This is a genomic window from Lysinibacillus sp. PWR01 (assembly GCF_043359455.1).
In the GTDB taxonomy this organism is placed as follows: domain Bacteria; phylum Bacillota; class Bacilli; order Bacillales_A; family Planococcaceae; genus Lysinibacillus; species Lysinibacillus fusiformis_F.
In genome coordinates, this window is record NZ_JBHERJ010000007.1 from 1 (window position 1) to 21983 (window position 21983).

Annotated in this window: 26 protein-coding genes; 25 read left to right on the forward strand and 1 reads right to left on the reverse strand. The window is 42.3% G+C overall.

Annotation, left to right across the window (positions count from 1 at the left end):
• The first annotated feature begins 128 nt into the window (after positions 1-128).
• On the forward strand, positions 129-680 hold the full coding sequence (locus ACEVFT_RS00845; protein ID WP_205442841.1) for a biotin transporter BioY: 552 nt from the start codon (positions 129-131) through the stop codon (positions 678-680).
• An 18-nt stretch (positions 681-698) separates the two neighbouring features.
• Complete coding sequence (locus tag ACEVFT_RS00850) at positions 699-2264, forward strand: amidohydrolase (protein WP_393947625.1); 1566 nt, start codon at positions 699-701, stop codon at positions 2262-2264.
• A 35-nt stretch (positions 2265-2299) separates the two neighbouring features.
• On the opposite strand, the gene ACEVFT_RS00855 is transcribed toward ACEVFT_RS00850, so the two are convergent.
• On the reverse strand, positions 2300-2509 hold the full coding sequence (locus tag ACEVFT_RS00855; RefSeq protein ID WP_393947626.1) for a hypothetical protein: 210 nt from the start codon (positions 2507-2509) through the stop codon (positions 2300-2302).
• A gap of 212 nt (positions 2510-2721) precedes the next feature.
• Here ACEVFT_RS00855 and ACEVFT_RS00860 point away from each other — a divergent pair, with 212 nt between their 5' ends.
• The 23 genes from ACEVFT_RS00860 (at position 2722) to ACEVFT_RS00970 (ending at position 21766) form a co-directional block, all read left to right on the forward strand.
• A complete protein-coding gene (locus tag ACEVFT_RS00860; RefSeq protein WP_393947628.1) occupies positions 2722-4491 on the forward strand; it encodes a glycerophosphoryl diester phosphodiesterase membrane domain-containing protein in 1770 nt (589 codons plus the stop codon).
• A 269-nt stretch (positions 4492-4760) separates the two neighbouring features.
• Positions 4761-5711: a stalk domain-containing protein gene (locus tag ACEVFT_RS00865; protein ID WP_393947629.1), complete on the forward strand. Its 951-nt coding sequence runs from the start codon at positions 4761-4763 to the stop codon at positions 5709-5711.
• A gap of 315 nt (positions 5712-6026) precedes the next feature.
• Positions 6027-6818, forward strand: coding sequence for a DeoR/GlpR family DNA-binding transcription regulator (locus tag ACEVFT_RS00870; RefSeq protein ID WP_205442850.1), 792 nt, complete (start codon positions 6027-6029; stop codon positions 6816-6818).
• Complete coding sequence (locus ACEVFT_RS00875) at positions 6802-8097, forward strand: class-III pyridoxal-phosphate-dependent aminotransferase (RefSeq protein ID WP_243456120.1); 1296 nt, start codon at positions 6802-6804, stop codon at positions 8095-8097. The genes ACEVFT_RS00870 and ACEVFT_RS00875 overlap by 17 nt, the downstream gene beginning before the upstream one ends.
• A 43-nt stretch (positions 8098-8140) precedes the next feature.
• Positions 8141-9160: a phosphotransferase enzyme family protein gene (locus ACEVFT_RS00880; protein WP_393947631.1), complete on the forward strand. Its 1020-nt coding sequence runs from the start codon at positions 8141-8143 to the stop codon at positions 9158-9160.
• A gap of 25 nt (positions 9161-9185) precedes the next feature.
• Positions 9186-10592 carry an ethanolamine permease gene (gene eat / locus ACEVFT_RS00885; protein WP_393947633.1) on the forward strand — a complete coding sequence of 469 codons (1407 nt, stop codon included), beginning with the start codon at positions 9186-9188 and terminating at the stop codon, positions 10590-10592.
• A gap of 20 nt (positions 10593-10612) precedes the next feature.
• Positions 10613-11356, forward strand: coding sequence for an HAD family hydrolase (locus tag ACEVFT_RS00890; RefSeq protein WP_393947635.1), 744 nt, complete (start codon positions 10613-10615; stop codon positions 11354-11356).
• Positions 11357-11360: 4 nt separating this feature from the next.
• Positions 11361-11630: a hypothetical protein gene (locus ACEVFT_RS00895; RefSeq protein WP_393947637.1), complete on the forward strand. Its 270-nt coding sequence runs from the start codon at positions 11361-11363 to the stop codon at positions 11628-11630.
• Positions 11631-11645: 15 nt separating this feature from the next.
• The gene (locus ACEVFT_RS00900; RefSeq protein ID WP_393947639.1) at positions 11646-13127 is read left to right on the forward strand and encodes an aldehyde dehydrogenase family protein; all 1482 of its coding nucleotides are present in this window, start codon (positions 11646-11648) and stop codon (positions 13125-13127) included.
• A 14-nt stretch (positions 13128-13141) separates the two neighbouring features.
• Positions 13142-13423: a BMC domain-containing protein gene (locus tag ACEVFT_RS00905; RefSeq protein WP_004229005.1), complete on the forward strand. Its 282-nt coding sequence runs from the start codon at positions 13142-13144 to the stop codon at positions 13421-13423.
• Between the two features lie 16 nt (positions 13424-13439).
• Entirely contained in the window at positions 13440-14054 is a 615-nt protein-coding gene (gene pduL / locus ACEVFT_RS00910) for a phosphate propanoyltransferase (protein WP_393947640.1), read from the forward strand.
• A 5-nt stretch (positions 14055-14059) separates the two neighbouring features.
• Entirely contained in the window at positions 14060-14680 is a 621-nt protein-coding gene (locus tag ACEVFT_RS00915) for a hypothetical protein (protein WP_393947641.1), read from the forward strand.
• A 15-nt stretch (positions 14681-14695) separates the two neighbouring features.
• A complete protein-coding gene (locus ACEVFT_RS00920; protein WP_205442866.1) occupies positions 14696-14986 on the forward strand; it encodes a BMC domain-containing protein in 291 nt (96 codons plus the stop codon).
• A 30-nt stretch (positions 14987-15016) separates the two neighbouring features.
• On the forward strand, positions 15017-15787 hold the full coding sequence (gene fabG / locus ACEVFT_RS00925; RefSeq protein WP_393947643.1) for a 3-oxoacyl-ACP reductase FabG: 771 nt from the start codon (positions 15017-15019) through the stop codon (positions 15785-15787).
• A gap of 18 nt (positions 15788-15805) precedes the next feature.
• Positions 15806-16081: a BMC domain-containing protein gene (locus tag ACEVFT_RS00930; protein ID WP_205442868.1), complete on the forward strand. Its 276-nt coding sequence runs from the start codon at positions 15806-15808 to the stop codon at positions 16079-16081.
• A 16-nt stretch (positions 16082-16097) separates the two neighbouring features.
• Positions 16098-16940: a phosphate propanoyltransferase gene (pduL, locus tag ACEVFT_RS00935; protein WP_393947645.1), complete on the forward strand. Its 843-nt coding sequence runs from the start codon at positions 16098-16100 to the stop codon at positions 16938-16940.
• 6 nt (positions 16941-16946) lie between these two features.
• Positions 16947-17216 (forward strand): EutN/CcmL family microcompartment protein, encoded by a 270-nt coding sequence (locus tag ACEVFT_RS00940; RefSeq protein ID WP_393947646.1) that lies wholly within the window; start codon positions 16947-16949, stop codon positions 17214-17216.
• Positions 17206-17598 carry a BMC domain-containing protein gene (locus tag ACEVFT_RS00945; RefSeq protein WP_393947648.1) on the forward strand — a complete coding sequence of 131 codons (393 nt, stop codon included), beginning with the start codon at positions 17206-17208 and terminating at the stop codon, positions 17596-17598. Before ACEVFT_RS00940 ends, ACEVFT_RS00945 begins: the two co-directional genes overlap by 11 nt.
• Positions 17599-17628: 30 nt before the next feature.
• Positions 17629-18567 (forward strand): malate dehydrogenase, encoded by a 939-nt coding sequence (mdh, locus tag ACEVFT_RS00950; protein ID WP_393947650.1) that lies wholly within the window; start codon positions 17629-17631, stop codon positions 18565-18567.
• A gap of 174 nt (positions 18568-18741) precedes the next feature.
• Positions 18742-19275: a cysteine hydrolase family protein gene (locus ACEVFT_RS00955; RefSeq protein WP_393947651.1), complete on the forward strand. Its 534-nt coding sequence runs from the start codon at positions 18742-18744 to the stop codon at positions 19273-19275.
• On the forward strand, positions 19265-19810 hold the full coding sequence (locus tag ACEVFT_RS00960) for a GNAT family N-acetyltransferase (protein ID WP_393947653.1): 546 nt from the start codon (positions 19265-19267) through the stop codon (positions 19808-19810). The genes ACEVFT_RS00955 and ACEVFT_RS00960 overlap by 11 nt, the downstream gene beginning before the upstream one ends.
• A 25-nt stretch (positions 19811-19835) precedes the next feature.
• Entirely contained in the window at positions 19836-20705 is an 870-nt protein-coding gene (locus ACEVFT_RS00965; protein WP_393947655.1) for a DMT family transporter, read from the forward strand.
• A gap of 638 nt (positions 20706-21343) precedes the next feature.
• Positions 21344-21766 carry a hypothetical protein gene (locus ACEVFT_RS00970; RefSeq protein ID WP_393947656.1) on the forward strand — a complete coding sequence of 141 codons (423 nt, stop codon included), beginning with the start codon at positions 21344-21346 and terminating at the stop codon, positions 21764-21766.
• Positions 21767-21983 lie beyond the last annotated feature (217 nt).

Here is a 21983-nt window from a genome sequence, read left to right on the forward strand (position 1 = left end):
AAATTGCTATTGCAATCTAGCAATTTCTTTTTTTATTCTAAAATAGATTGACAATGGTTTTCATTTGCTTTATCTTTGTGTTAACTTATTTTTATTATTAGTTAACGCACAAGGGGAGGCTTTTTACATTGAAAAAAGGAAGTACATATCAATACGTCTTAGCAGCATTTGGGGCAGCGATTATCGCGGTTTTAGCACAGGTAACAATTCCATTACCACTTATTCCGATTACAGGTCAAACTTTAGCGGTTGGAATCATCGTGACGATTTTAGGGACAAGATTAGGCACGTTATCTGTTCTATTATATATTTTACTAGGAGCAGCAGGTTTACCTGTATTTAGTGGTATGTCAGGTGGACTAGGAATTTTAGTTGGTCCAACAGGTGGGTACATTGTCGGTTTCCTTGCCACAGCAATTATTATGGGCTTATACTTAGATAAATTTGGTATTACATTTGCTCAAGCTATTATTGCGAATATCATTGGGATGATCATTACATTAGCGTTTGGGACAGTGTGGTTAAAAATTGTAGCAGATTATACATGGACAGCTGCCTTTATGGGTGGAGTTGCACCATTTATCGTGGTTGGGATCGTCAAGGCGGTACTTGCAGCATGGATTGGTGTCATTGTTCGTCGTCGCTTAGAAAGAGCGCACTTAATTGAAGCAATAGCATAGGACATGGGAGGAATTGTTTTGGCAACATTATGGACAGGTGGTAAGATTTACACGATGGCTCAGGTTGGTGAAACAGTGGATGCAGTCCTTGTTGAAGATGGAAAAATTGTGGCGACAGGCTCAGTAGAGAGCTTGTCGCCACTAGCTGCTTCTATCCAACATTTAGAGGGGAATATCATGTATCCAGGCTTTGTCGACAGCCATTTACATATTATTGGCTACGGAGAAAAACTCAAGCATCTTGATGTATCGGCGGTTACCAGTAAGGAGGCCCTACTTGAGAAGCTTCAAGAGCGAATGTCTGAGGCGTCAGCACATGAATGGGTCATTGCGATTGGACTAAATGAAAACCAATTTGAGGAGCCCATTTTCCCTACCTTAGCGGAGCTAGATGCCCTTGGAGATGCTCATTTAATCATTAAACGGAGCTGTCACCATTTGATCTTAGCCAATTCCAAGGCACTTGCTTTTGCAGGAATTACAAATGCTACCCCTTCGCCAGAGGGCGGTGTTATTGACAAAGTAGATGGTCAGCTCACAGGTGTGTTAAAGGATGCAGCATTGTATTTAATTGTTAACCATATGCCCCATATTACACCTACGTATATTGAGGATGCACTGACAAAGGCGGTGGCCTCATTGCAATCCTATGGTTTAGTAGGGGGACATTCAGAGGATTTAAGCTATTATGGACCACCAAGCCAGCCGATTCAGGCTTATCGCAAAATAGTAGAGGCACAGCAATCCTTTAAGGTGCATTTATTACAGCATCATACAGTCTTTGAAGAGATTGCGAAGATGGATTTAACCCCATCACCATTTTTAGCGTTTGGTGCGATGAAAATTTTTATTGATGGAGCCTTTGGAGGTCGCACGGCTGCACTACGACAGCCTTATTGTGATGATCCAGATAATGCGGGGATGCTTATTCATACAACAGAGCAATTAACAAGCTATGTTCAGCTAGCACGCCAATATGGACAAACCGTTGCTGTGCATGCCATTGGTGATTTAGCGATAGACATGATTTTAGATGTTTTTGCGGCCAATCCTCCTCAGGATGGTCAGCTTGATCGGGTCATCCACTGTAGCTTAGTCGATGAGGAACTATTAGCCAAGCTAGCTGCATTACCAGTGGCAGTGGATATGCAACCGCAATTTGTACAGGGAGAATATCAAGCAGAGCTATCGAGACTTGGAGAGGAGCGCGCACAGGGCTTACATCCTTTAAAATCCCTTCTTGACCGAGGGCTGATTGTGGCAGGTGGCAGTGACGCTCCAATTGAAGTACCAAATCCGTTGCACGGTATCTACGCGGCTGTCACTAGAAGAAATTTTGGGGAGACACATGATGGCTACAATCCTCATGAGAAAATTTCACGATTTGAGGCAGTCCGTTTGTACACAGTAGGGGCAGCTGAAATAATTGGGCAGCAATTTAGGCGTGGCAAAATTGCAGAAGGCTATGCAGCAGACTTTACGATTTTGCAAGAGGATGTATTTACGGTAGAGACGGAGCAACTACCACACATACAAGTGGCATGTACGGTTGTGGATGGTAAGATTGTCTATGAAAATCGCTGAGAGGGTTATCCTTCACAGCGATTTTTTTCATGGGGCTATTGTTTGTCAGCTAGTTTTGTTACTTGTTGTTCCAAGTTCGATACACGTTTTGTTAAGTCCTCTACTTGCTGTTGCATGGTTGGTGGAGGAGACACAGGGGCAGTGGATTTCATTTTTTTGATCATATGGATCATTACGAAAAAGATTGCTAGAAACATACATAAAAGAACGGTTGTACTAATGATATCACCAAGGTTGAATTTCATGTTTGCGCTCCTTTCTGTAGCGGGTATCTAGTTATATACAGGGTGGCCTGCTAAAAAGTTTCAAAAAAATGGTGAATGTCACGATTAATACAAAAATTGACGCCTACTTTGGTATAGAGGAGTGCTATTTTATTGGCTTCGAGGAATGGGTCATAGCAGTCAAAACATACGTTAGTAGTGAGCGATTTTAACAGCATGATAGGGGTGAGTATGTGCACAAGGCAGGACAAGTAATGCGACAGGCTGTCCATAATATTTATGTTTATCGATTCGATTATGTACAGGTTTTCGCATTAATTAGAATCTTTCAGTTTTTATTAATGATCCCTGTAACCTCTATCGTATTGAAGCTCATGCTACGAGTAACAGGGTTTACACATATTACTGAGCAAAATTGGCAAAGCTTTGTGACGCATCCCTTTGTGATGATAATGATTTGTCTATTAATTTTGCTGTTTTTATTATTTGTATATTATGAGATGGGCTTTCTATTTCTCATGGCCTTTCATCAGCAACGAGGACTTCGCTACCGATTTCTTCCTTTATGGCAACAATTAAATCGCAAGGTTGTCTATTTTTTTAGTGTGCAAGTTCTATTTCTCATCGTCTATTTAGCACTATTAATGCCACTAGCTTCCTTTATGCTACCCCTTACATTGACTCAATCCATCTCCCTACCACATTTTCTAACTGAAGAAATCATGAGTAGTCGAGCGGGTAGGCTAGCATATGCTGCGGTGGCAAGCATTATCGTGATGATAGGTATTCGAAGCATCTTAACGTTACCCATCTTTACAATCCAGCCGAACATCTCTATTTTGCGTTCTTTTAAGCAAAGCTGGCGATTTTCCAAGCGTGGATTATTTGAACTAGTCGTGCTACTAGCTATGCTTTTAACAGGTCATCTGTTGATGATGCTTGGGATAACAGTGATCGCTACGTTTCCGCTCTATTTAATCGAACGTTTAATGCCAAGTGCCGCATTGGTTACAGCTGGGCTGACACTGGCCTTTTTGGAAATGGTCTTTGTGGTGCTTTTTAGTTACTTACAGGCGATGTTTTCACAAGTTATGGTTGCCATTACGTATAATACGCCGGTGATGGGCAAAGTCATCGCTACTACACATCGGAAGCGGCGCTATAAGTCATTGCTGTTGATCAGTGGCATTGTTTTTCTCATATTAAGTATGATGAATATCAATTCATTAGAGAAAAGTGTCTATGCTCCAGACACAAAAATTATTGCCCACCGCGGCTATGTCGCTGGCAATGTAGAAAATACGATTAGTGGATTGGTGAGTGCAGCCAATGCGGGGGCAGATTTAATTGAAATCGACATTCAGCAAACCGTGGATGGCGAATTCGTCGTCTTCCATGATCGAACATTACGAAGGCTAGCAGGTAAAAACGGTGTCATTGCGAATATGACCCTGAGCGAACTAAAAACGTTAACCATTCATCAAAATGGCTTTAGCGATAAAATTGCTTCATTAGATGAGTGTATTGAAATTGCTAAAGCGCTAGATGTGGCGCTATTAATCGAATTAAAGGTGCATGGCCAAGAAACAGAAGATGTTTTACCTAAATTAGTAGAGAAGCTACGAAAATACAAGGTGCTAGATTCCTACTATGTGCAATCCGCTGATGTACAGAAAATGACACAATTAAAAAAATTGGTGCCGAATTTGCGTGTCGGCATTGTCTATGCACTCAATATTGGTCCAATGGAGGAAAATGTTGATTTTATCGCATTGGAGGAATCCTGGGTAACGGAGCAGCTTATCGAAGAATTGAAGCAGCACCCGACCGATTTATTTGTCTGGACACTCAATGACGACCGCTCCCTGCAAACCTTTATCGAAAAAAATGTCAGCGGCGTCATCACCGACCACCCCGACGTCGCCCGCGAGCTAAGAACGCAGCAAAGCGAAAACCAATACTTCTTACAACGCATCCTGAATCGACTGCGATTTATCTTCTGATCGGGGGTGAATACCCGCGAACGAAGAGAATACTCGCGGAGAGGAAGTGAATACCCGCGAACGAAGGGGAAATACTCGCGGAGAGGAAGCGAATACCCGCGAACGAAGGGGAAATACTCGCGGAGAGAAAGCAAATACCCGCGAACGAAATGAAAATACCCGCGGAAGCAAAAGCTCGAGCCATAAAAATTTTGGGCCAAATTGTAACCTTTTTCATGTGAACACGACTACTATTATGAATTCGTGAAAATGAAGGAGATGCTTTTTGTATGAAAATGACGAAAGTCGTACCATTTGCTATGTCAGCATTATTATTAGGGGGCGCGATTGGAGCTCCAACTGCATCAGCGAACGAAGGGGAGGCTACTGTGATTAACGCAGAAACTTCGGTGCAACAAGTGCAGCCTGTTTTTATTAAAGTGACAGGTACAATTGACAGCGTAGAAGTACGTGAAAACGCCACATACTATACAGTGGTTGATGGTGACAATACCAATATTATGATTGCGAATAAAGACACATTAGTTTTCGACAATATGGGCAAAGAAGTCAAACTTCAAAAAGGAGATAAGGTGTCAGCTTACTCTTATGCGAAGAAGCCGATGCTTGCAATTTATCCACCACAGTACAACCCAGAAGTAATCATTGTGGAAACGGAAGAAATGGGTAGCGTGGAAGTGGATTTCTTCAATAAAGATTTAGTGGATACTGAAAATAACCTCAAATTAAATGTTGGGGAAGACACGAAGCTGGCAAGTGCTACTGGCAAAGATGTGAAAGTGGACGATTTAAAAGAGCAGCATTTAGTGGTGTTCTACACAATCGCAACGATGAGCATCCCTGCTCAAACACCACCTTCCAAAGTGATTGTGTTAGATACAATCGAGAAGGAAGAGCCTGTTGAAGTGGACCCAGTGCCGACACCAGAGCCAGCTCCAGTTGATTCAGCGGTTCAAGAAATTATTAATAAAGACTTTTACGAAGTAGAAGGAACGAAAATGGTGCCGCTACGCTTAATCGCTGAAAAGCTAGGCTTTAAAGTAGAAGTAACGCCAAAAGGTGCCATTGTTTCAAAAGGAGCCCTTTCGTATACAATTACGCGAGGTCAAAAAGAATATGGTTATAATAAAGCACTTCGCCAATTTAAAGTAGCCCCTGCTTTATTAGAATCTGGCAAAACCTATGTACCTGTTGAATTTGTAGAGGAATTAACAAAATAATCTCGTCATACCCCTTTATGGTTGCTACCATGAAAGGGGTTTTTTTATGACAAAATAGTTGTAGAAAAATATTTTGAAAAAGGGTTGAGAAGGTATTGAAGCCAAATAAAATTGGTTTTTTGTGGAGTCTTTATTCTGCATTTTGGAGAAATATGTTGCTTTAAAGAGAAAAAATAGTACAGGAAATAAAATTCAGAGTATTGACAATTGTTGAACTATTATTTAAAATTCAAAACAAATCCACATAAATACAGAAATAAAATGTTGAATTTGTGGATTGTGTTGGATTTAACTTTGTGTTTGGAGTGATGATGTATGTCTCTTTCGTTTGAGGAACGTAAAAAAGTAATTTTAGATATTTTAGATTTAGAAGGAAAAGTGAAGGTAAGTGATGCAGAACAGCTATTAAACGTATCAGGCGAGACCATACGTAGAGATATGGATCGATTGGAGAAGGAAGGGCTTCTACACAAAGTCTATGGGGGTGCTGTGAAGGCAAAAGAAAAGTATGAACGGACCTTTGAACAGAAAACGTCACTTAACAATATAGAGAAGAGGAGGATTTGTAAGGCTGCTGCAAGTATTGTGGAGGACGGAGATGTTATTTTTATCGGTCATGGTACAACAGCCTATGAAATCGTTCGTTATTTAGGTGATAAGCCCAATGTCATCGTGGTCACAAACTCGCTCCCAGTTTTATCCTTAGCGGCAGAATGCTTTCAAGGGAAGGTGCTCTTTGCGGGAGGAGAGTATGAGCATCGTCAAAAATTTATGGGTGGTCCATTAGCTGATTTATTTTTTAATCAACTGAAGGCAAATAAAGCCTTTGTTGCGGCAGGCGGGATTTCTTTAGCCGATGGTATTACCGATTATGATATTACGGGCGCCGCGATTTCAAAGAAATTAATAGAGCGGGCAGAAAATACGATTATTTTAGCAGACCATACGAAATTTGGTATCTCTACATTTGCACATATTTGTCATTTAGAGGACGTTTCGATGGTTATTACGGATCAAAAGAGTTCTACACAATGGCAGGAACGTTTACAGCAGAAAAAAGTGGAGTTATTCATCGCAGGTGAAATATTGGATGAAGTCAATGTATAGGAAGGTGGAAACAATGGACTATTTTGCAAATAAACAGGCAACCTTACAAAAATCAATTGACTGGTGGAATCCAGGAAAAACGAAACAGTGGCAAATTGATGGTGTCGATGTCGTTATCGGGAAACGAGAGGGCTATTATTTTTACGATGTGGATGGCAAAAAATTAATGAATGCGCATCTCAATGGCGGTACGTATAATCTCGGACATCGTAACCCAGAAGTCATTGCGGCATTGGTGGAAGGAACCAATTATTTTGATATTGGAAATCATCATTTTCCATCGACTGCACGTGCACAATTAGCAGAAAAATTAGCAGCTTGCACACCAGAGGGTTTAACATACTCTATTTTTTCTAGTGGTGGAAGTGAAGCAATTGATGTTGCCCTAAAGTGTGCACGTTATGCTACAAAACGCAAGAAAACGATTTCAATTAAAAATGGATATCATGGCCACACAGGTCTTGCGGTTTCACTTGGTAATGAACGCTATTCAAAGCCATTTTTAAGTGAAGGCAGTCCACATGAATTTGTACACGTACCATTCAATGATCTTGCGGCAATGGAGCGAGAGCTTGCAAAAGGGGATGTAGCTAGCGTCATTATCGAGACCATTCCTGCGACATATGGGTTCCCGTTGCCAACAGCGAATTACTTGGCGGATGTCAAGTCACTATGTGAGCGATACGGGGCATTATATATTGCAGATGAGGTGCAAACGGGCTTAATGAGAACAGGTAAACTGTGGGGAATTGAGCATTATGGTGTGAAACCAGATATTCTGGTGACGGCAAAGGGTCTGAGTGGCGGCATCTATCCAATTGCGGCAACAGTGGTCAATGAACGAGCAGGTGGCTGGATGGAAGAAGATGGACTAGCCCATATTTCTACATTTGGTGGCGCAGAACTTGGTTGTGTAGTGGCGATGAAAGTATTAGAAATCTCCCAACGTCCTGAAGTAGTAAAGAATGTAGAATATGTTGCGCGTTACCTACGCAGTGGCTTAGAGCGTATTCAACAACAATATCCTGATTTCTTTGTGGGCATTCGTCAGCTTGGCGTTGTTATGGGTCTAGAGTTTAATCATCCTGAAGGGGCTAAATATGTCATGAGCTCCTTGTACAAGCATGGTGTATGGGCCATTTATTCGATGCTAGATACTCGTGTGTTGCAATTTAAGCCAGGGTTATTATGTGATAAAGCGTATTGTGATGAATTGCTGGAGAAATGTGAGGCAGGTATTAAAGAAGCAGCACAGCTTGTAAAGTTTGCACGCTATTAATGGGAAGAAAGCTTATCATTTTAGTAAACAGGGGGTTTTCTAGATGGGTCAAATGGATTTCGTAGATTTAGAAATGGTCCTTTCCAACTTTCATCAAGCCGCAAATGACGCGTTAAAGGAGTTTAGTTGTTTAGTAGAAGCATCTTGTGAAATGATTGATTATTCCGAAAATGCGACGTATCTCGTAGAAGATGGTCAGGGTAAAAAATATATTCTGAGGATTAGCCGTCCAAATTACCATAAAAAAGAAGAAATCGAAGCGGAGATTGCTTGGTTAAACTCGCTCCATGAGCAATCTCCTATTGATGTATCATTACCGATGCGAGCAGATGACGGTGACTACGTACATGCTCATCCGTATAATGACACGATTTATTATAGCACATTATTTACATTTTTAGAGGGAAATGCTCCTGATGAAAATAATGAAGAAGACTTAATTCAACAATTTGAAACATTAGGCGAAATTACAGCCATGTTCCATAAACATACAATCGAGCAGCATGATTATTACCAAGCCTTTCAACGCATGACATGGAATTATGACACGATTTTAGGCCAATACCCTAAATGGGCGAGATGGCAGGATGGACTTGGAATGACCTCTACACGAATTGCCTTATATGAGAAAGCATCACATATCATACAAAGGAAGTTAGAGGCATTTGGCAAAGATAAAACACGATTTGGTCTTATCCATGCTGATTTACGCTTAGCTAATTTACTCATCTATGGTGATGAAATTAAGGTGATTGATTTCGATGATTGTGGTTTTGGTTGGTTTTTATATGATTTAGCTACATCCGTGAGCTTTATTGAGCATATGCCATATCTTGATGAGTTGATCGTTTCATGGATCAAGGGCTACAGTAAAATTCGATCATTAACAGATGAAGAAAAAGAGATGATTCCGACATTTATTTTAATGAGAAGACTACAGCTTATTTCCTGGATTGGTAGTCGTGATAATGAGACAACGCGCTTACTTGGTGAAAACTACACGCTTCAGAGCGATGCATTAGTGAAAGCTTATGTAGAAAGGTATCAAGACCGTAACAACTAAATAACGATAAAAGGTGGCGAATAACATGTCTTCGAAAAAGGATGAAATCATCGTATTAAAGAAAGCCCTTACACCCATCCATTTATGGACAATTGGCGTCGGCATTGTGATTTCTGGTAACTACTTTGGCTGGAATTTTGGTTTAAGTCAATCTGGTTTTTTAGGAATGCTCATTGCCACATTATTTATGGCGATTATGTATTTAACGATGACCTTAGGTATTTCTGAATTATCGACGATGTTACCTTATGCGGGTGGCCCTTATTCATTTGCTCGACGGGCGATGGGTCGTTATATCGGTTTTATTACAGGGATTGGTGTCGTGCTGCAGTATGTCATTGCCGCACCAATTATCGCGATTGGTATTGGGGGCTATATTAGCTTTTTATTCCCAGCCGTACCGACAGTGGTGGCAGCTGCCTTTATGTATGCTCTGTTCATGGGTGTTCACATTATTGGTATTAAGGAATATGCCACAATCGAAATGGTGCTTGTCTTTATCGCATTAGGTTTATTAGTGCTAATGTACTTCGTTGGCTTACCACAAATTAATGTGGGTCATTTATTCCCTGCGAATGGTGATCTTATACCAGGTGGGTTTAAAGGAATATGGTCGGCATTACCGTATGCGATGTGGCTATTCCTAGCAATCGAGATGCTGCCTATGCTATCAGAGGAAACAAGAGATGTGCAAAAGGATATGCCAAAGGGGTTAATTTCAGGTATGGTGACCTTGCTAATCTTGTCCATTTTGACAACAACGGTTGCCATCGGGCTAGCTGGTATTGATGTCATGACAGTTGCTGAAGATCCGTTGCCAGCGGCGATTGCGGCCGTCTTTGGGAATACGTATTGGTTGGCACAGATCTTAGCATCTGTTGGCTTAGTCGGCTTAATCGCAAGCTTTTCTGGTGTCATTTTGGCTTATTCTCGTCAGGTCTATGCCCTATCACGAGCAGGCTATTTGCCAAGCATGTTATCGAAGATGCATAAAAAGCGTCAGACACCGTATATGGCCATTATTTTGCCAGGCTTTATCGGGTTAGTGTTAGTCCTTTTATTTAATCCAGATGACTTGATTTTAATTTCTACATTTGGGGCCTTGGTATCCTATATCACGATGAATTTATCGGTGTTGATTTTGCGTAAAAAGGAGCCACATCTAGTGCGTACCTTTAAGACACCACTTTATCCATTTACGCCCATTGTCTCACTCGTGCTAGCTGTTATTGCCATCTTTGCGAGCTTCTTTGCGAATTTGACTTTTTTCATCGTTAGTTTGGCTGTTTTTGCTGTGGCAAGTATTTATTATTGGGTGTGGGCAAGACATCGTATTAACGAGGATGCACCAGAGGAACGCTTTGCGAAGGAAGCCACGGTGCAGGTAGAGGTGCAAGTAACAGTATCGCCAATCGAAGCGATACGAGAATAAACAAAGGGATGGGTTTTCCTATGACACAAGTGGAATGGGTCATTTTTGATAAGGATGGAACGATTATCGAGATGGATTCCTTATGGATTGACTGGGCCAAAAATTTTTATACAAATTTAACTGAAAATTCAGACTTCGAAATCCGTATTTCCTTACAAACTTTTTTGAGAAATATAGGGGTTCATGACAATGGAACAACCATTGATCCAACGAGTCCTCTAGCCATTGGAAGTATACAAGAAGCTGAAACGATTGTGGCGTTTTTACTCTATCAGCAGGGAATCCCTTGGAGCAAAGGGGTGACACTTGCGAGAGCAGCTTCCAACTTAGCCACATCACAGCAGGAAAATAGCAGGGTACAGGCATTACCAGGTATTCGCTCTCTCATCAAGACTTTAAAAAATCAAGGGATGAAATTAGGGGTGATCACAGCTGATCAAACAGCACGAGCTAAGTCACACTTACAACAGCTAGAGTTATTAGCCTACTTTGAATTCGTTCTAGGAAGTGACCAAGCTGCATCCAGTAAGCCCTTCCCAGACTTAGCATATGTGGCAAAGGAACAATTTCAAGTACCACTTGAGAAAGCCGTGATGATTGGCGATTCGAATGCAGATATGCTCTTTGCTAAAAATGCTGGCATGTGCTTTTCGATTGGCATCATACCTCCAGCCACATACCCAAAGGATTATTTACCTGATGCGACCACCATTATTGAAGCGTATGACGAATCTGTTTTAACCATGCTAATCGAAAAGGAGTGAGCATATGGACAATCAGCTAATTGCCAAAATTACTGAATTGGTATTGGAAAAACTAACGCAAGCCTCTCAAACATTATCAAACGAAGAATTGCAGGAATGGCAATCATTTCGATTAATAAAAGAAAATAATCAGTTACAGCAAGCAACGGCCCCTGTTTATGAAGCATTATCTGCACATGAATTACAGCATTGGCAAAGCCTACACCAGCAATCATCAGGGACTGCCTCTACAACCAATACGAACGACTTAATCGCGCTAAAAAAATTTACATGACGGGAGGTTCGTCATATGGTGAAAGACCAAGATTTGCTTTCCATACAAGAGGCAAGGGACGGGATAGCAGCCGCTTCGCTTGCGCAAAAAATGTATGCCAGCTTTACACAAGAGCAGGTGGATCGAATTGTCGAGGCCATTGCCCAAGCTGCTTATAAACAAGCAGAAAACCTTGCGATACTAGCCGTTACGGAAACAAGGATGGGGATTATTGAACATAAAAAAATGAAAAATGAGTTGGCTTCCCAAGGTGTTTATGAAGCCATCCGACAGGAGAAGACAGTTGGCGTTATATATGAGGATAGGGTAGCAAAGCAGGTGGAAATCGCCTATCCATTCGGTGTCATTGCCGCAGTTACACCTGTCACGAACCCGACAGCAACAGCCATTTTTAAAACGCTCATTGCCTTAAAGGCGCAAAATGCCATTGTCTTTAGCCCCCATCCATCAGCCGTCAATTGCACCATTGAGGCATTGAAGATTTGTCAGCAGGCAGCCGTTCATGCCGGTGCACCAGAGGGACTCATTCAATGGATTAGCCATCCAACGATAAAAGGTACAGAGGAACTTATGCATCATCGTGATGTACAGCTGATTTTAGCAACAGGTGGAGCAGGGCTTGTCAAAGCTGCCTATAGCTCTGGGAAACCAGCCTATGGTGTTGGCCCTGGGAATGTCCCTGTTTATATTGATCGCACAGCAAATGTGAACGAGGCGATGAAACGTATTATCGATAGTAAATCATTTGATAATAGTACCATCTGTGCCACAGAACAAGCCATTGTCGTACATCAAGAGGTAAAAGCTCAGGTGATGGCGGCTTTAGCAGAGAATGGGGCGATCTTACTAAGTGGGCAGGACAAGGAAAAATTAGCAAGGGTGATTTCGCCAGTGGCTCGTACATTAAATAGCCAAATTGTCGGAAAGCCAGCAACCGTAATCGCCCAAATGGCCAATATTGAGGTTCCCCCTCATACACGCGTGTTAGTGGCGGAGGAACATGAGATAGGGAAGGAATTTCCGTTTTCAATGGAAAAGCTATCCCCGATCTTAGGTCTTTATACGGCCCAGTCTCAGGAGGAAGCCGTAAAGATTTGTCGTCGCTTGCTTGATGTAGGTGGAAGAGGGCATAGCTTAGCTATTCATGCTCAGGATGAACATTTTGTCAAAACGTTCGCCGCTCAAATGCCTGTGTCCAGAATTTTAGTGAATACCTTAGCATCTGTTGGTGCTGCGGGCGGTACAACAAGTTTACCCCCTTCCTTTACATTAGGCTGTGGGGCATATGGGGGGAATATTACGAGTGATAATATTTCTGCTCGTCATTTGGTGAATAAAAAAAGAGTGGCCTATGAAGTGAAGGCACTAACAATTCCGCCCCCACAGCATCCACAAAATATACAGGCTCCTTCGATGCAAGCAAATGAAGGGGCATCCATTGATAGGTTGACCATTGAAAAGATTGTAGAGGAAGTACTAACAAAGTTAAGTAATTAGAGGAGGAAATAGCAATGAGTGTAGAAATAAATGGAGCTTTAGGCATGATTGAAACAAGAGGCTTAATCGGATCAATTGAGGCGGCAGATGCCATGGTGAAGGCTGCAAACGTCAATATTGTAGGAAAAGTACATGTTGGGGGCGGCATTGTGACGGTGCTGGTGACAGGTGATGTCGGGGCAGTCAAGGCAGCGACCGATGCAGGCTCTGAGGCCGCACGTCGTGTAGGTGAGCTATTATCCGTACATGTCATCCCGCGCCCTCATTCGGAATTATACGCAATCTTACCTAAGTGAAAAGTGAGGGATTGTGATGACAAACAATCAAATACATGCCACTGATGTCACCAATCAAAGTATTCCGATAGCGATTTCTGCCCGTCATTGCCATTTAAATGAGGAGGATTTCTATCATTTATTTGGGAGAGAGGCTGTTTTACAAAAATGGAAGGAACTTTCCCAGCCCGGTCAATTTGCCGCACAGCAAGTCCTAATGATAAAGGGAGCTAGAGGTCAAATTGACAAGGTTCGGGTTTTAGGCCCTTTTCGCCCAGCAACCCAAATCGAAATCAGCCAAACGGATGCCATCAAGCTTGGCGTGACACCACCGATTCGTCTGTCAGGTGACTTAGAAAAATCTGAATCAATCACATTGATTGGACCGCATGGAACACGCCATAAAAAGCAAGGATTGATTATTGCCCAAGCACATATTCATATGGGCGTATCGGATGCTGTTGCCTTCAATGTCCAAGATAAGGAAATCGTGACGGTCGAAATCTGTGGGGATGTACGTCATCTGCAATTAATGAATGTTGTTGTACGTGTCTCACCAGAATTCGTCCTTGAGATGCATGTAGATACAGATGAAGCGAATGCCGCTGCCCTTCATCAGCATTCAATTGGCAAGCTGATAAAAATGGAGTGACAAGTATGGATGTAAAAGAATTACAGAGAATCATCGAAGAAGTAGTCACATCGCTGATGGATACGAGGCACAAAAGAATCTTACTTGTTCATCCTCACACGGCAACCTCTAAGAAACAAGCGGACATATTACAAAGCTATTGCCATGTCGAGGAGTGGCAAGTAAACGACACTACTAGCACCTCCCAGCTGTTTTACGATGCCATTGTTTTTCTGGAAGTGGATCAAGCCTTTATTGTCAGCAGTGCACAAGGTTTGCCTACTACACCGGCAGCCTTGTACCTGTCTGAGTTGCTTATTAGCACTCAAACAGCGATTTTAATTCCTGATGAAAAATTATCTGCTGTTGTCTCAGCAAAGGAAGCAAATCCTTACATGAAGATGCTGCTGCACCATATAGAGCGCTTAAAGGAATTTGGCTGTGATATTCAGTTATTTGCACAGCTTATTCGATTTTTAAAGCAGCAACAGGAACCTACTCATTCAAGTATAGAGGCAAACTATGTAACAGCTGAGATGCTTCAATCGTACAAAGGGCAACAGCTGACACTGCCTGCCCACACAAAACTTACACCACTTGCACAAGAAATAATTCAGGAAAAAGGGATGACGATACAAAGATATTAGCAGGAGTGTTGCTACATGACGAAATCGATTGGTATTGTGGAGACAAGAGGGCTTGCGATTTCAATACGAATCGCAGATGCTATGCTCAAAGCAGCGGATATTCGAATACTTCGACAAGAAACCATCGATTTGGCTCTAGTAACCATTGCCATTGAAGGGGACACAGCGGCCATTCAAGAAGCGATAGCCATTGGCACACAACTAGCTAAAGCAGCCAACCAATGGATTGCCTCATCGACTATTTTACGGCCAGATATTGCGGTGAATGGATTAGTCACAGAAATTGCGAAAAAGCCAAGTACTTAAAATGGATAAAAGGAAAGGTGGAGGAACAAGTTGAAGGTCGATTTAACGGGAAAGGTTGTCATAGTTACCGGTGGTAGTAAAGGAATTGGGAAGGGGATTGCCACCGTCTTTGCTCAGCAAGGTGCTCATGTGGTGATCGCGGCAAGAGGTATGGAAGCTGCCGCAGATTTAGCAAATCAACTACAAGCGCAAGGGTTTTCAGCTTCAGCTACCGCTGTTGATGTTGAAAACTATGAATCTGTTGAAAACATGGCTACGGAGGTTGCTAGCTCTTTTGGTTCCATCAATATTTTATATGCCAATGCTGGTATTTTTCCCTCTGTAAAACTAGAGGACATGACGCCCGATCATTGGGATCAGGTATTAAATGTCAATGCCAGAGGAACGATGTTTGCTGTTAAAGCGTGCATCCCGTATTTAAAGGAAGCGAATGCTGGCAGGGTCATTATTACCTCGTCCATAACGGGCCCAGTGACTGGCTATGCTGGATGGACCCATTATGCCGCAAGTAAAGCAGCTCAATTAGGGTTTATGCGCACTGCGGCTCTTGAATTAGCACCCTATAAGATTACGGTCAATGCCGTGCTACCAGGAAATATTGCAACAGAAGGCTTAGATGGACTTGGTGAAACCTATCTACAGAAGATGGCAAAGGCGATTCCATATGGTAGTCTCGGTCGTGTGGAGGATATTGCGTATGCCGCATTGTTCCTCAGTAGTAAGGAGGCCGGTTTTATTACGGGCCAATCGATCATTATTGATGGCGGTCAAACATTACCAGAAGATGCAGAAGCATTTTAAGAGAGGGAGGGATACGAGATGAATTTAGGTGCATTAGGGATGATTGAAACAAAGGGTTTAGTGGGTTCTATTGAAGCGGCTGATGCGATGGTGAAGGCCGCAAATGTCAATATTGTTGGTAAAGTCCATGTGGGTGGCGGTATCGTTACTGTGCTTGTCCGTGGGGATGTAGGGGCTGTGAAAGCCGCAACGGATGCAGGAGCAGCAGCTGCACAACGTGTTGGAGAGCTATTATCTGTGCATGTGATTCCGCGACCACATGCAGAATTGGAAGCGATGCTAAAGGTGCAATAATGAGTGAGGTGGGTATATGAATGAGCAAGCAATCATGCAAATTGTCAATGATGTCATAGCCGAATTACTACCCAAAAAACAAGCCGCTCCTACACCCAATGAAATCCCCATAGGCATCTCTGCAAGGCATATTCATTTACAACAAGCGCATATTGAGCACCTTTTTGGTAAAGGTGCAACGCTGAGTGTACAAAAAATATTAGCTCAGCCTGGTCAGTTTGCAGCACAGGAAACGCTACAGGTGGTGGGACCAAAAGGAAGCATCCAAAATGTACGTGTATTAGGTCCAGCTCGCACAGTTACACAAATTGAAATTAGTCATACAGATGCCATTGCACTCGGAATCCAACCACCTTTACGTGAATCGGGCGCGATTGCTGGCTCAGCTAGCTGTACATTGGTAGGGCCAAAAGGAAGCTTAGTCTTACAGGAGGGGGTCATTATAGCACAGGCACATATTCATATGACACCTACTGATGCACAGCTTTTAGGGGTTCGAAACGGTCAATCCGTATCCGTAAAGGTGCAAGGGCGACGTCCCATTACCTTTGAGCAAGTGAAAGTTCGTGTGGCAGCTCATTATCAATTAGAAATGCATATTGATACAGATGAAGCAAACGCAGGCTTCATCCAACAGGGCGAAACAGGTACCATTATAACAGGCAAGATGGTAGGAGAGCCGTTCAATAACCCTGTCCGACCTCCAATTGAAATCAACAACAAAATCATAACAGCAAACGATTTAAGCCATTATCAAGGTAAGACAGTGGTAGTCCAAAAAGAGGCAAGATTGACGGCACTGGCGAAGGAGACCGTGATAAAATTAGGAATTGAACTTCAGTTTCACGAAAAAGGATGAGGATGCATGCGGATAGGAACGGTGGTCGGAAATATCTGGGCAACGCGTAAAGAGGAAGGGCTACAGGGATTGAAATTACTCATTATCCAACCAAAAAAACTGGATGGTCAATTGAGTGATGAACAAATTGTTGCAGCAGATCGAATAGGTGCAGGTGTCGGTGATGACGTCATTTTAACAATGGGCAGTGCAGCCGTACGAAGTTTTTCAATGACCAATATTTGTCCGATTGATGCGATTGTTGTGGGAATTATAGATGGCACAGATGAATCGTGAGGTGAGCACAGTGAAGGAAGCGATAGGGATGATCGAAACGTATGGCATGATTGGCTCTATTGAGGCGGCGGACGCCATGCTAAAAGCAGCGAATGTCCATTTAGTGAAACAAGAGCTAGTGGACGGTGGTATCGTAACCGTGATTGTCGAGGGAGATGTTGGTGCAGTACAGGCTGCTGTAGAGGCAGGAAAAGCGGCGGCTACGCGAACGAGCAAGCTATTAAGCGCACATGTAATTCCGAGAGCCGCAAATGAAGTATTCACAGCGATTATTGGTGAAAAACAGCATACAAAAGTGACGGGGACAGGAGCCAAAAAAACAAGCGCTCGCCAGAAGGCTCAACAAACAAAGCCTGTAGAGGATGAGCAGGCAGACAAGTAGTCATGCAATGTCGTTAGGAGGGTGAGGCAAATGAGCTTTAGGCGACCCAAAATCGCCATCATTGGCGCTGGACATACAGGTGCAACCGTAGCTTTAATGGTCGCACAGAAGCAGCTTGGAGATCTTGTGCTTATTGATTTACCAGACTTAGAAAATGCTGCAAAGGGGAAGGCACTCGATATTCTTCAAGCTGGACCGATAGAAAAATTTAATGTACAGGTGACGGCTACATCAAAGTATGAGGAAATTGCTCATGCTAATATTGTGGTTATCACGGCAGGTATTGCAAGAAAACCTGGAATGACACGAGAAGATTTAATTCATACAAATGCGGCAATCGTCCGCACAGTAAGTGAACAGATTAAACGTTATGCTCCAACTAGCTATATTATCGTCTTAAGTAACCCTGTCGATGCCATGACCTATGTTTGTCTGGAAACAACAGGTTTTCCAAAAAATCGTGTCATGGGACAATCAGGTGTTTTAGATACAGCGCGCTTTAATACCTTTATCGCACAGGCTCTTCAGCTCGCTGTAGCGGATGTATCAAGCTTCGTCCTGGGCGGACATGGCGATGAAATGGTGCCACTCGTTCGTTATACGTATGTCGGCGGAATTCCACTAGAAAAATTGCTGCCACAAGCACAGATTGAGCAAATAGTGGAGCGGACCCGAAAAGGCGGAGGCGAAATTGTTTCCCTACTTGGCAATGGCAGTGCTTACTATGCCCCAGCCGCCGCCATTGTCCAAATGATCGAAGCGATTGTCAAGGATCAACGAAAAGTAATGCCCATCATTACGTATTTACAGGGCGAATATCAAGTAAACAATGCCTGCATTGGTGTCCCCGTCGTTTTAGGGGGAGATGGCATTGAAAGTGTAATTGAATTGCATTTAAACGAAGAGGAACAGCAAGCATTTAATCATTCGGTTCACCAAGTGTATCAAACATTAGCCTATATCAAATGATGCAAGCGCATGACACCATCTAATAGTGGCATGTATTAGATGGTACTGTACATAGGAGTAGAAGCACCTCACCATGTTGTGAAGGTGCTTTTTGTTATTCAAAATTTTCTTTTAATGAAAGATCGTTTTCTGTACAATTAAAAAGGTTACTATTACTGGATAAAGGAGAACGCTATGAAACAAGCACTCATCATTATCGATATACAAGAGGCCTTCTTTTTAGATAGCCAACAAAATCTTTGGAACAGTGAAGCCATTATCAAAAATATCAATGCCTCCATTACATGGGCACGTCACAACGAAGTACCGATTATTTTTATTCAGCATACAGAAGCAGACGATGTTGATTTTGCATTAGGTCAGCCTGGGTGGGAACTGTATCATGGACTACAAAGAGAAGCGGAAGATCAAGTGATTCAAAAAACAACATGGGACGCTTTTTATCAGACGGAGCTAGCGGCTTATTTACAGGCGCAGCACATCGACCAATTGATTTTCGCTGGCGCTCAAACAGAGTTCTGCCTTGATACGACAATCCGCAGTGCTTTTAGTCATGGCTACCAGCATAATATTTTAATAGAAGATGCCCATAGCACCTTAGATAGTAATGTACTGGCAGCACCGCAAATTATTCAACATCACGAATCCATTTGGCATAATCGTTTTGTGCGAATTCAGTCTATTGGGGGGCTCCAACATGCTGATTGACCAGAAAGAGCTTCAGATAAAAGAGCTATCCTATACAATTCGCTGTGCCCGATGCGAAGATGCCCAAGCCTTATCGGATTTGCGCTTGCAATTAGACGGTGAAACGGAAAACTTCGATCGTGAACAAGGCGAGGCAGTGATTGATCGAGCAGGCTTTGAGCAGCTTATTCAAAAAGACATCGAAAGCCCCAAAAATCTGTGTTTAGTAGCGGTTGTCGGTGATCGAATCGTTGGGTTCTCAAGATGTGAGGGCTCTTCACTCAAAAGGCTTGCCCATAAAGTCACATTTGGCGTTGGTGTCAGTAAGGAATTCTGGGGCTATGGCATAGGAAAAGCCTTGCTGCAACAATCCATTGATTGGGCAGATGCCAATGGTGTACGGAAAATAGCACTAGAAGTGTTAGAAACCAATGAGAAAGCCATACAGCTCTATAAAAAAATGGGCTTTTTAGTGGAAGGCATTGTGAAAAATGATAAATGCCTTGCAGATGGTATGTTCTACCATACGATCATTATGGGAAGATGGCAGGAATAGCAACGTAGAAGGAATTTGAAACAGCATGACAAATTTTATGTATATCTTTTGTTTAATTGTCTGGGGACTTAATTTTATTGCAGTCAAGATTCAAGGAACGCCAGTCAGTTTAGAATTATCTTTAACCTATCGTTTAGTGATGACAGCCTTTTTATTTTTCATCCTTGCTTGGTTCATGAAACCACAGGGTAAACCTCAAAAGCATGATGTACCTTTTATCATCGTTTTTGGCGTTTGTAATTTTGCATTCAGCTATTTAGCGCTGTATTATGCGACGATATGGAGCTCGGCTGCTATTGTCACATTAATTTTTTCATTAAAAGTCATTTTAACACCCATCGCTCTACGGATATTTCTCAAGGAGCCATTGCATCGTCGTGTTTTAATTGGCGGCATTTTAGGTGTCATCGGCGTGGGGGTGCTGATTTATCCATCTTTACATAATATGGAGTTAAAAGGAGTTTTGATTGCCTTCGTAGGGACTGTCCTGACAGCCATCGGGGATGCAAGCTCTGCCAGAAATGCCAAACATCAAATAAACCCCATTTATGCGAATGCCATTGGTTTTGCAGTGGGCAGTGCAGTCATGTGTGCCATTGTTTGGCTACAGGGACAAACAGTCGTGATACCCAAATCCTTTACCTACTTATCGGCTCTGTTGTATTTAACGATTATCGCATCTTTTCTTGCATGGTTATTTTACTTAAAACTAGTCGAACGAATTGGTGGGGCAAAAAGTGGCTATATGGTGGCGTTATTTCCCGTGATTGGTGGTATTGCTTCTGTTGTCATTGGGGAATCAACACTCAGTATTTATTTAATCTTAGGCTGTCTTTTTAGCTGCATCGGGGCTGCGATTGCCTTAGGCTTTAAAATTAAGCCTATTTTACGATGAACGAAAACCCTCTTCCCTTCATAAACTAGAGAAGAACGCTTGAAAAGGGTGAGGGGCAAAATGTCATTCGTTCCATTAAATGCGATGGGCATCAGTAGAGAAAAAGAAGAAGATCATTGGGATATTGATCGTTGGGAAAACGATGGTGGCAGAAGCTTAGAGGCGTAAGGGAGACAGAAATTTGTCTCCCTTAAAATATTTTTGAAACCTTTTGATAGATGGCTCGTATGATAAGTAGGCAAGTTTTAAATTGTCAGCTATAAAAAAGGGAGAAATGATTTTTTTGAACCATTGAACAAAACGATTATTATTTATTATTTACGTGATTGTCATTGCGGATGCGTATTACACAACGCTCTATATTGAACCCAAAACACCGCCGCAACACCAAACGATCAAAGCAACAGCCATTACGGTGAACCAACTACGGTAGCAAGCCTCACAAAAAGAAGCGGACAACCCGTCGTTTGAAGCCTATTTCCTTCAAGCCATTTCTTCAGAGTGTGTTCAAGGAAATGGTGATGCCAGAAAGTTTCGGAGAGGCACGAACACAAAAGCGTGTCTATTTACACTATCAACAGCTACGTTGCTGACACCCTGTACATTTACAGGGTTTTTTTAATAGGAGGAGCAAGCACATGAGTATGGCAACCTATATAGGCTTCAATTTCCCAGTTGAAATACAGGATGAGTATACAGAAAATGAAGTGGACATAAATTATTTTTTCTCAGATAAAGAAAATCGCCAAATTGTACAGGAAAAGCATTTTACAACACCCTATGCATATGAAATCGAAACAAAGGGAGAGCCCATTTGGCAAATGCATAACGAAAATAAAGTGTATTCCCCACATAACTATGAAAAAGCCAAAAGAACTTTTCTCCATGTATGTGACTTCTTAAGAAGTTTCCTTCCCCAAGGAGATTATTGCGAAATCTATATTTGCTGGATAGGAGAAGAAGGGGAGGACCATGAGAAAAAATTCGAACTTCCGTTAGACCAACTGTCAGTAGATGAGGTAGAAATAGATGAGAAATGTTTGATGACATTGAAAAACTAAAGCCTTCATAAAGGAAAAACAAAACCATCAATAGAATTTTTGTGAAAGGTGAAAATGGTTTCCGTTGCAGGCTACTTGCTTTCCTGTGGGCGAGCGCCGAGCCGCTTCCTCCCCTCCCGCTCCGTGCAGGGGCTCGCCTGTCTCGCTATCCCACGGGAGTCAAGTAGCCCTCCACTCCAACCTACAAAATGTTAACTTTTTAGCAAAGGTTTTCAAA

What these genes read in the sequence shown, in the direction of transcription:
- ACEVFT_RS00955 (WP_393947651.1), top strand. Translation starts at nt 18,742, where the DNA reads ATGAAACAAGCACTCATCATTATCGATATACAAGAGGCCTTCTTTTTA.
- pduL (WP_393947640.1), top strand. Translation starts at nt 13,440, where the DNA reads ATGACAAACAATCAAATACATGCCACTGATGTCACCAATCAAAGTATT.
- ACEVFT_RS00870 (WP_205442850.1), top strand. Translation starts at nt 6,027, where the DNA reads ATGTCTCTTTCGTTTGAGGAACGTAAAAAAGTAATTTTAGATATTTTA.
- ACEVFT_RS00855 (WP_393947626.1), bottom strand. Translation starts at nt 2,509, where the DNA reads ATGAAATTCAACCTTGGTGATATCATTAGTACAACCGTTCTTTTATGT.
- ACEVFT_RS00960 (WP_393947653.1), top strand. Translation starts at nt 19,265, where the DNA reads ATGCTGATTGACCAGAAAGAGCTTCAGATAAAAGAGCTATCCTATACA.
- ACEVFT_RS00865 (WP_393947629.1), top strand. Translation starts at nt 4,761, where the DNA reads ATGAAAATGACGAAAGTCGTACCATTTGCTATGTCAGCATTATTATTA.
- ACEVFT_RS00945 (WP_393947648.1), top strand. Translation starts at nt 17,206, where the DNA reads ATGAATCGTGAGGTGAGCACAGTGAAGGAAGCGATAGGGATGATCGAA.
- eat (WP_393947633.1), top strand. Translation starts at nt 9,186, where the DNA reads ATGTCTTCGAAAAAGGATGAAATCATCGTATTAAAGAAAGCCCTTACA.
- ACEVFT_RS00890 (WP_393947635.1), top strand. Translation starts at nt 10,613, where the DNA reads ATGACACAAGTGGAATGGGTCATTTTTGATAAGGATGGAACGATTATC.
- ACEVFT_RS00930 (WP_205442868.1), top strand. Translation starts at nt 15,806, where the DNA reads ATGAATTTAGGTGCATTAGGGATGATTGAAACAAAGGGTTTAGTGGGT.
- ACEVFT_RS00915 (WP_393947641.1), top strand. Translation starts at nt 14,060, where the DNA reads ATGGATGTAAAAGAATTACAGAGAATCATCGAAGAAGTAGTCACATCG.
- ACEVFT_RS00880 (WP_393947631.1), top strand. Translation starts at nt 8,141, where the DNA reads ATGGGTCAAATGGATTTCGTAGATTTAGAAATGGTCCTTTCCAACTTT.
- ACEVFT_RS00970 (WP_393947656.1), top strand. Translation starts at nt 21,344, where the DNA reads ATGAGTATGGCAACCTATATAGGCTTCAATTTCCCAGTTGAAATACAG.
- ACEVFT_RS00900 (WP_393947639.1), top strand. Translation starts at nt 11,646, where the DNA reads ATGGTGAAAGACCAAGATTTGCTTTCCATACAAGAGGCAAGGGACGGG.
- ACEVFT_RS00940 (WP_393947646.1), top strand. Translation starts at nt 16,947, where the DNA reads ATGCGGATAGGAACGGTGGTCGGAAATATCTGGGCAACGCGTAAAGAG.
- ACEVFT_RS00895 (WP_393947637.1), top strand. Translation starts at nt 11,361, where the DNA reads ATGGACAATCAGCTAATTGCCAAAATTACTGAATTGGTATTGGAAAAA.
- ACEVFT_RS00920 (WP_205442866.1), top strand. Translation starts at nt 14,696, where the DNA reads ATGACGAAATCGATTGGTATTGTGGAGACAAGAGGGCTTGCGATTTCA.
- pduL (WP_393947645.1), top strand. Translation starts at nt 16,098, where the DNA reads ATGAATGAGCAAGCAATCATGCAAATTGTCAATGATGTCATAGCCGAA.
- mdh (WP_393947650.1), top strand. Translation starts at nt 17,629, where the DNA reads ATGAGCTTTAGGCGACCCAAAATCGCCATCATTGGCGCTGGACATACA.
- ACEVFT_RS00875 (WP_243456120.1), top strand. Translation starts at nt 6,802, where the DNA reads ATGAAGTCAATGTATAGGAAGGTGGAAACAATGGACTATTTTGCAAAT.
- ACEVFT_RS00965 (WP_393947655.1), top strand. Translation starts at nt 19,836, where the DNA reads ATGACAAATTTTATGTATATCTTTTGTTTAATTGTCTGGGGACTTAAT.
- ACEVFT_RS00905 (WP_004229005.1), top strand. Translation starts at nt 13,142, where the DNA reads ATGAGTGTAGAAATAAATGGAGCTTTAGGCATGATTGAAACAAGAGGC.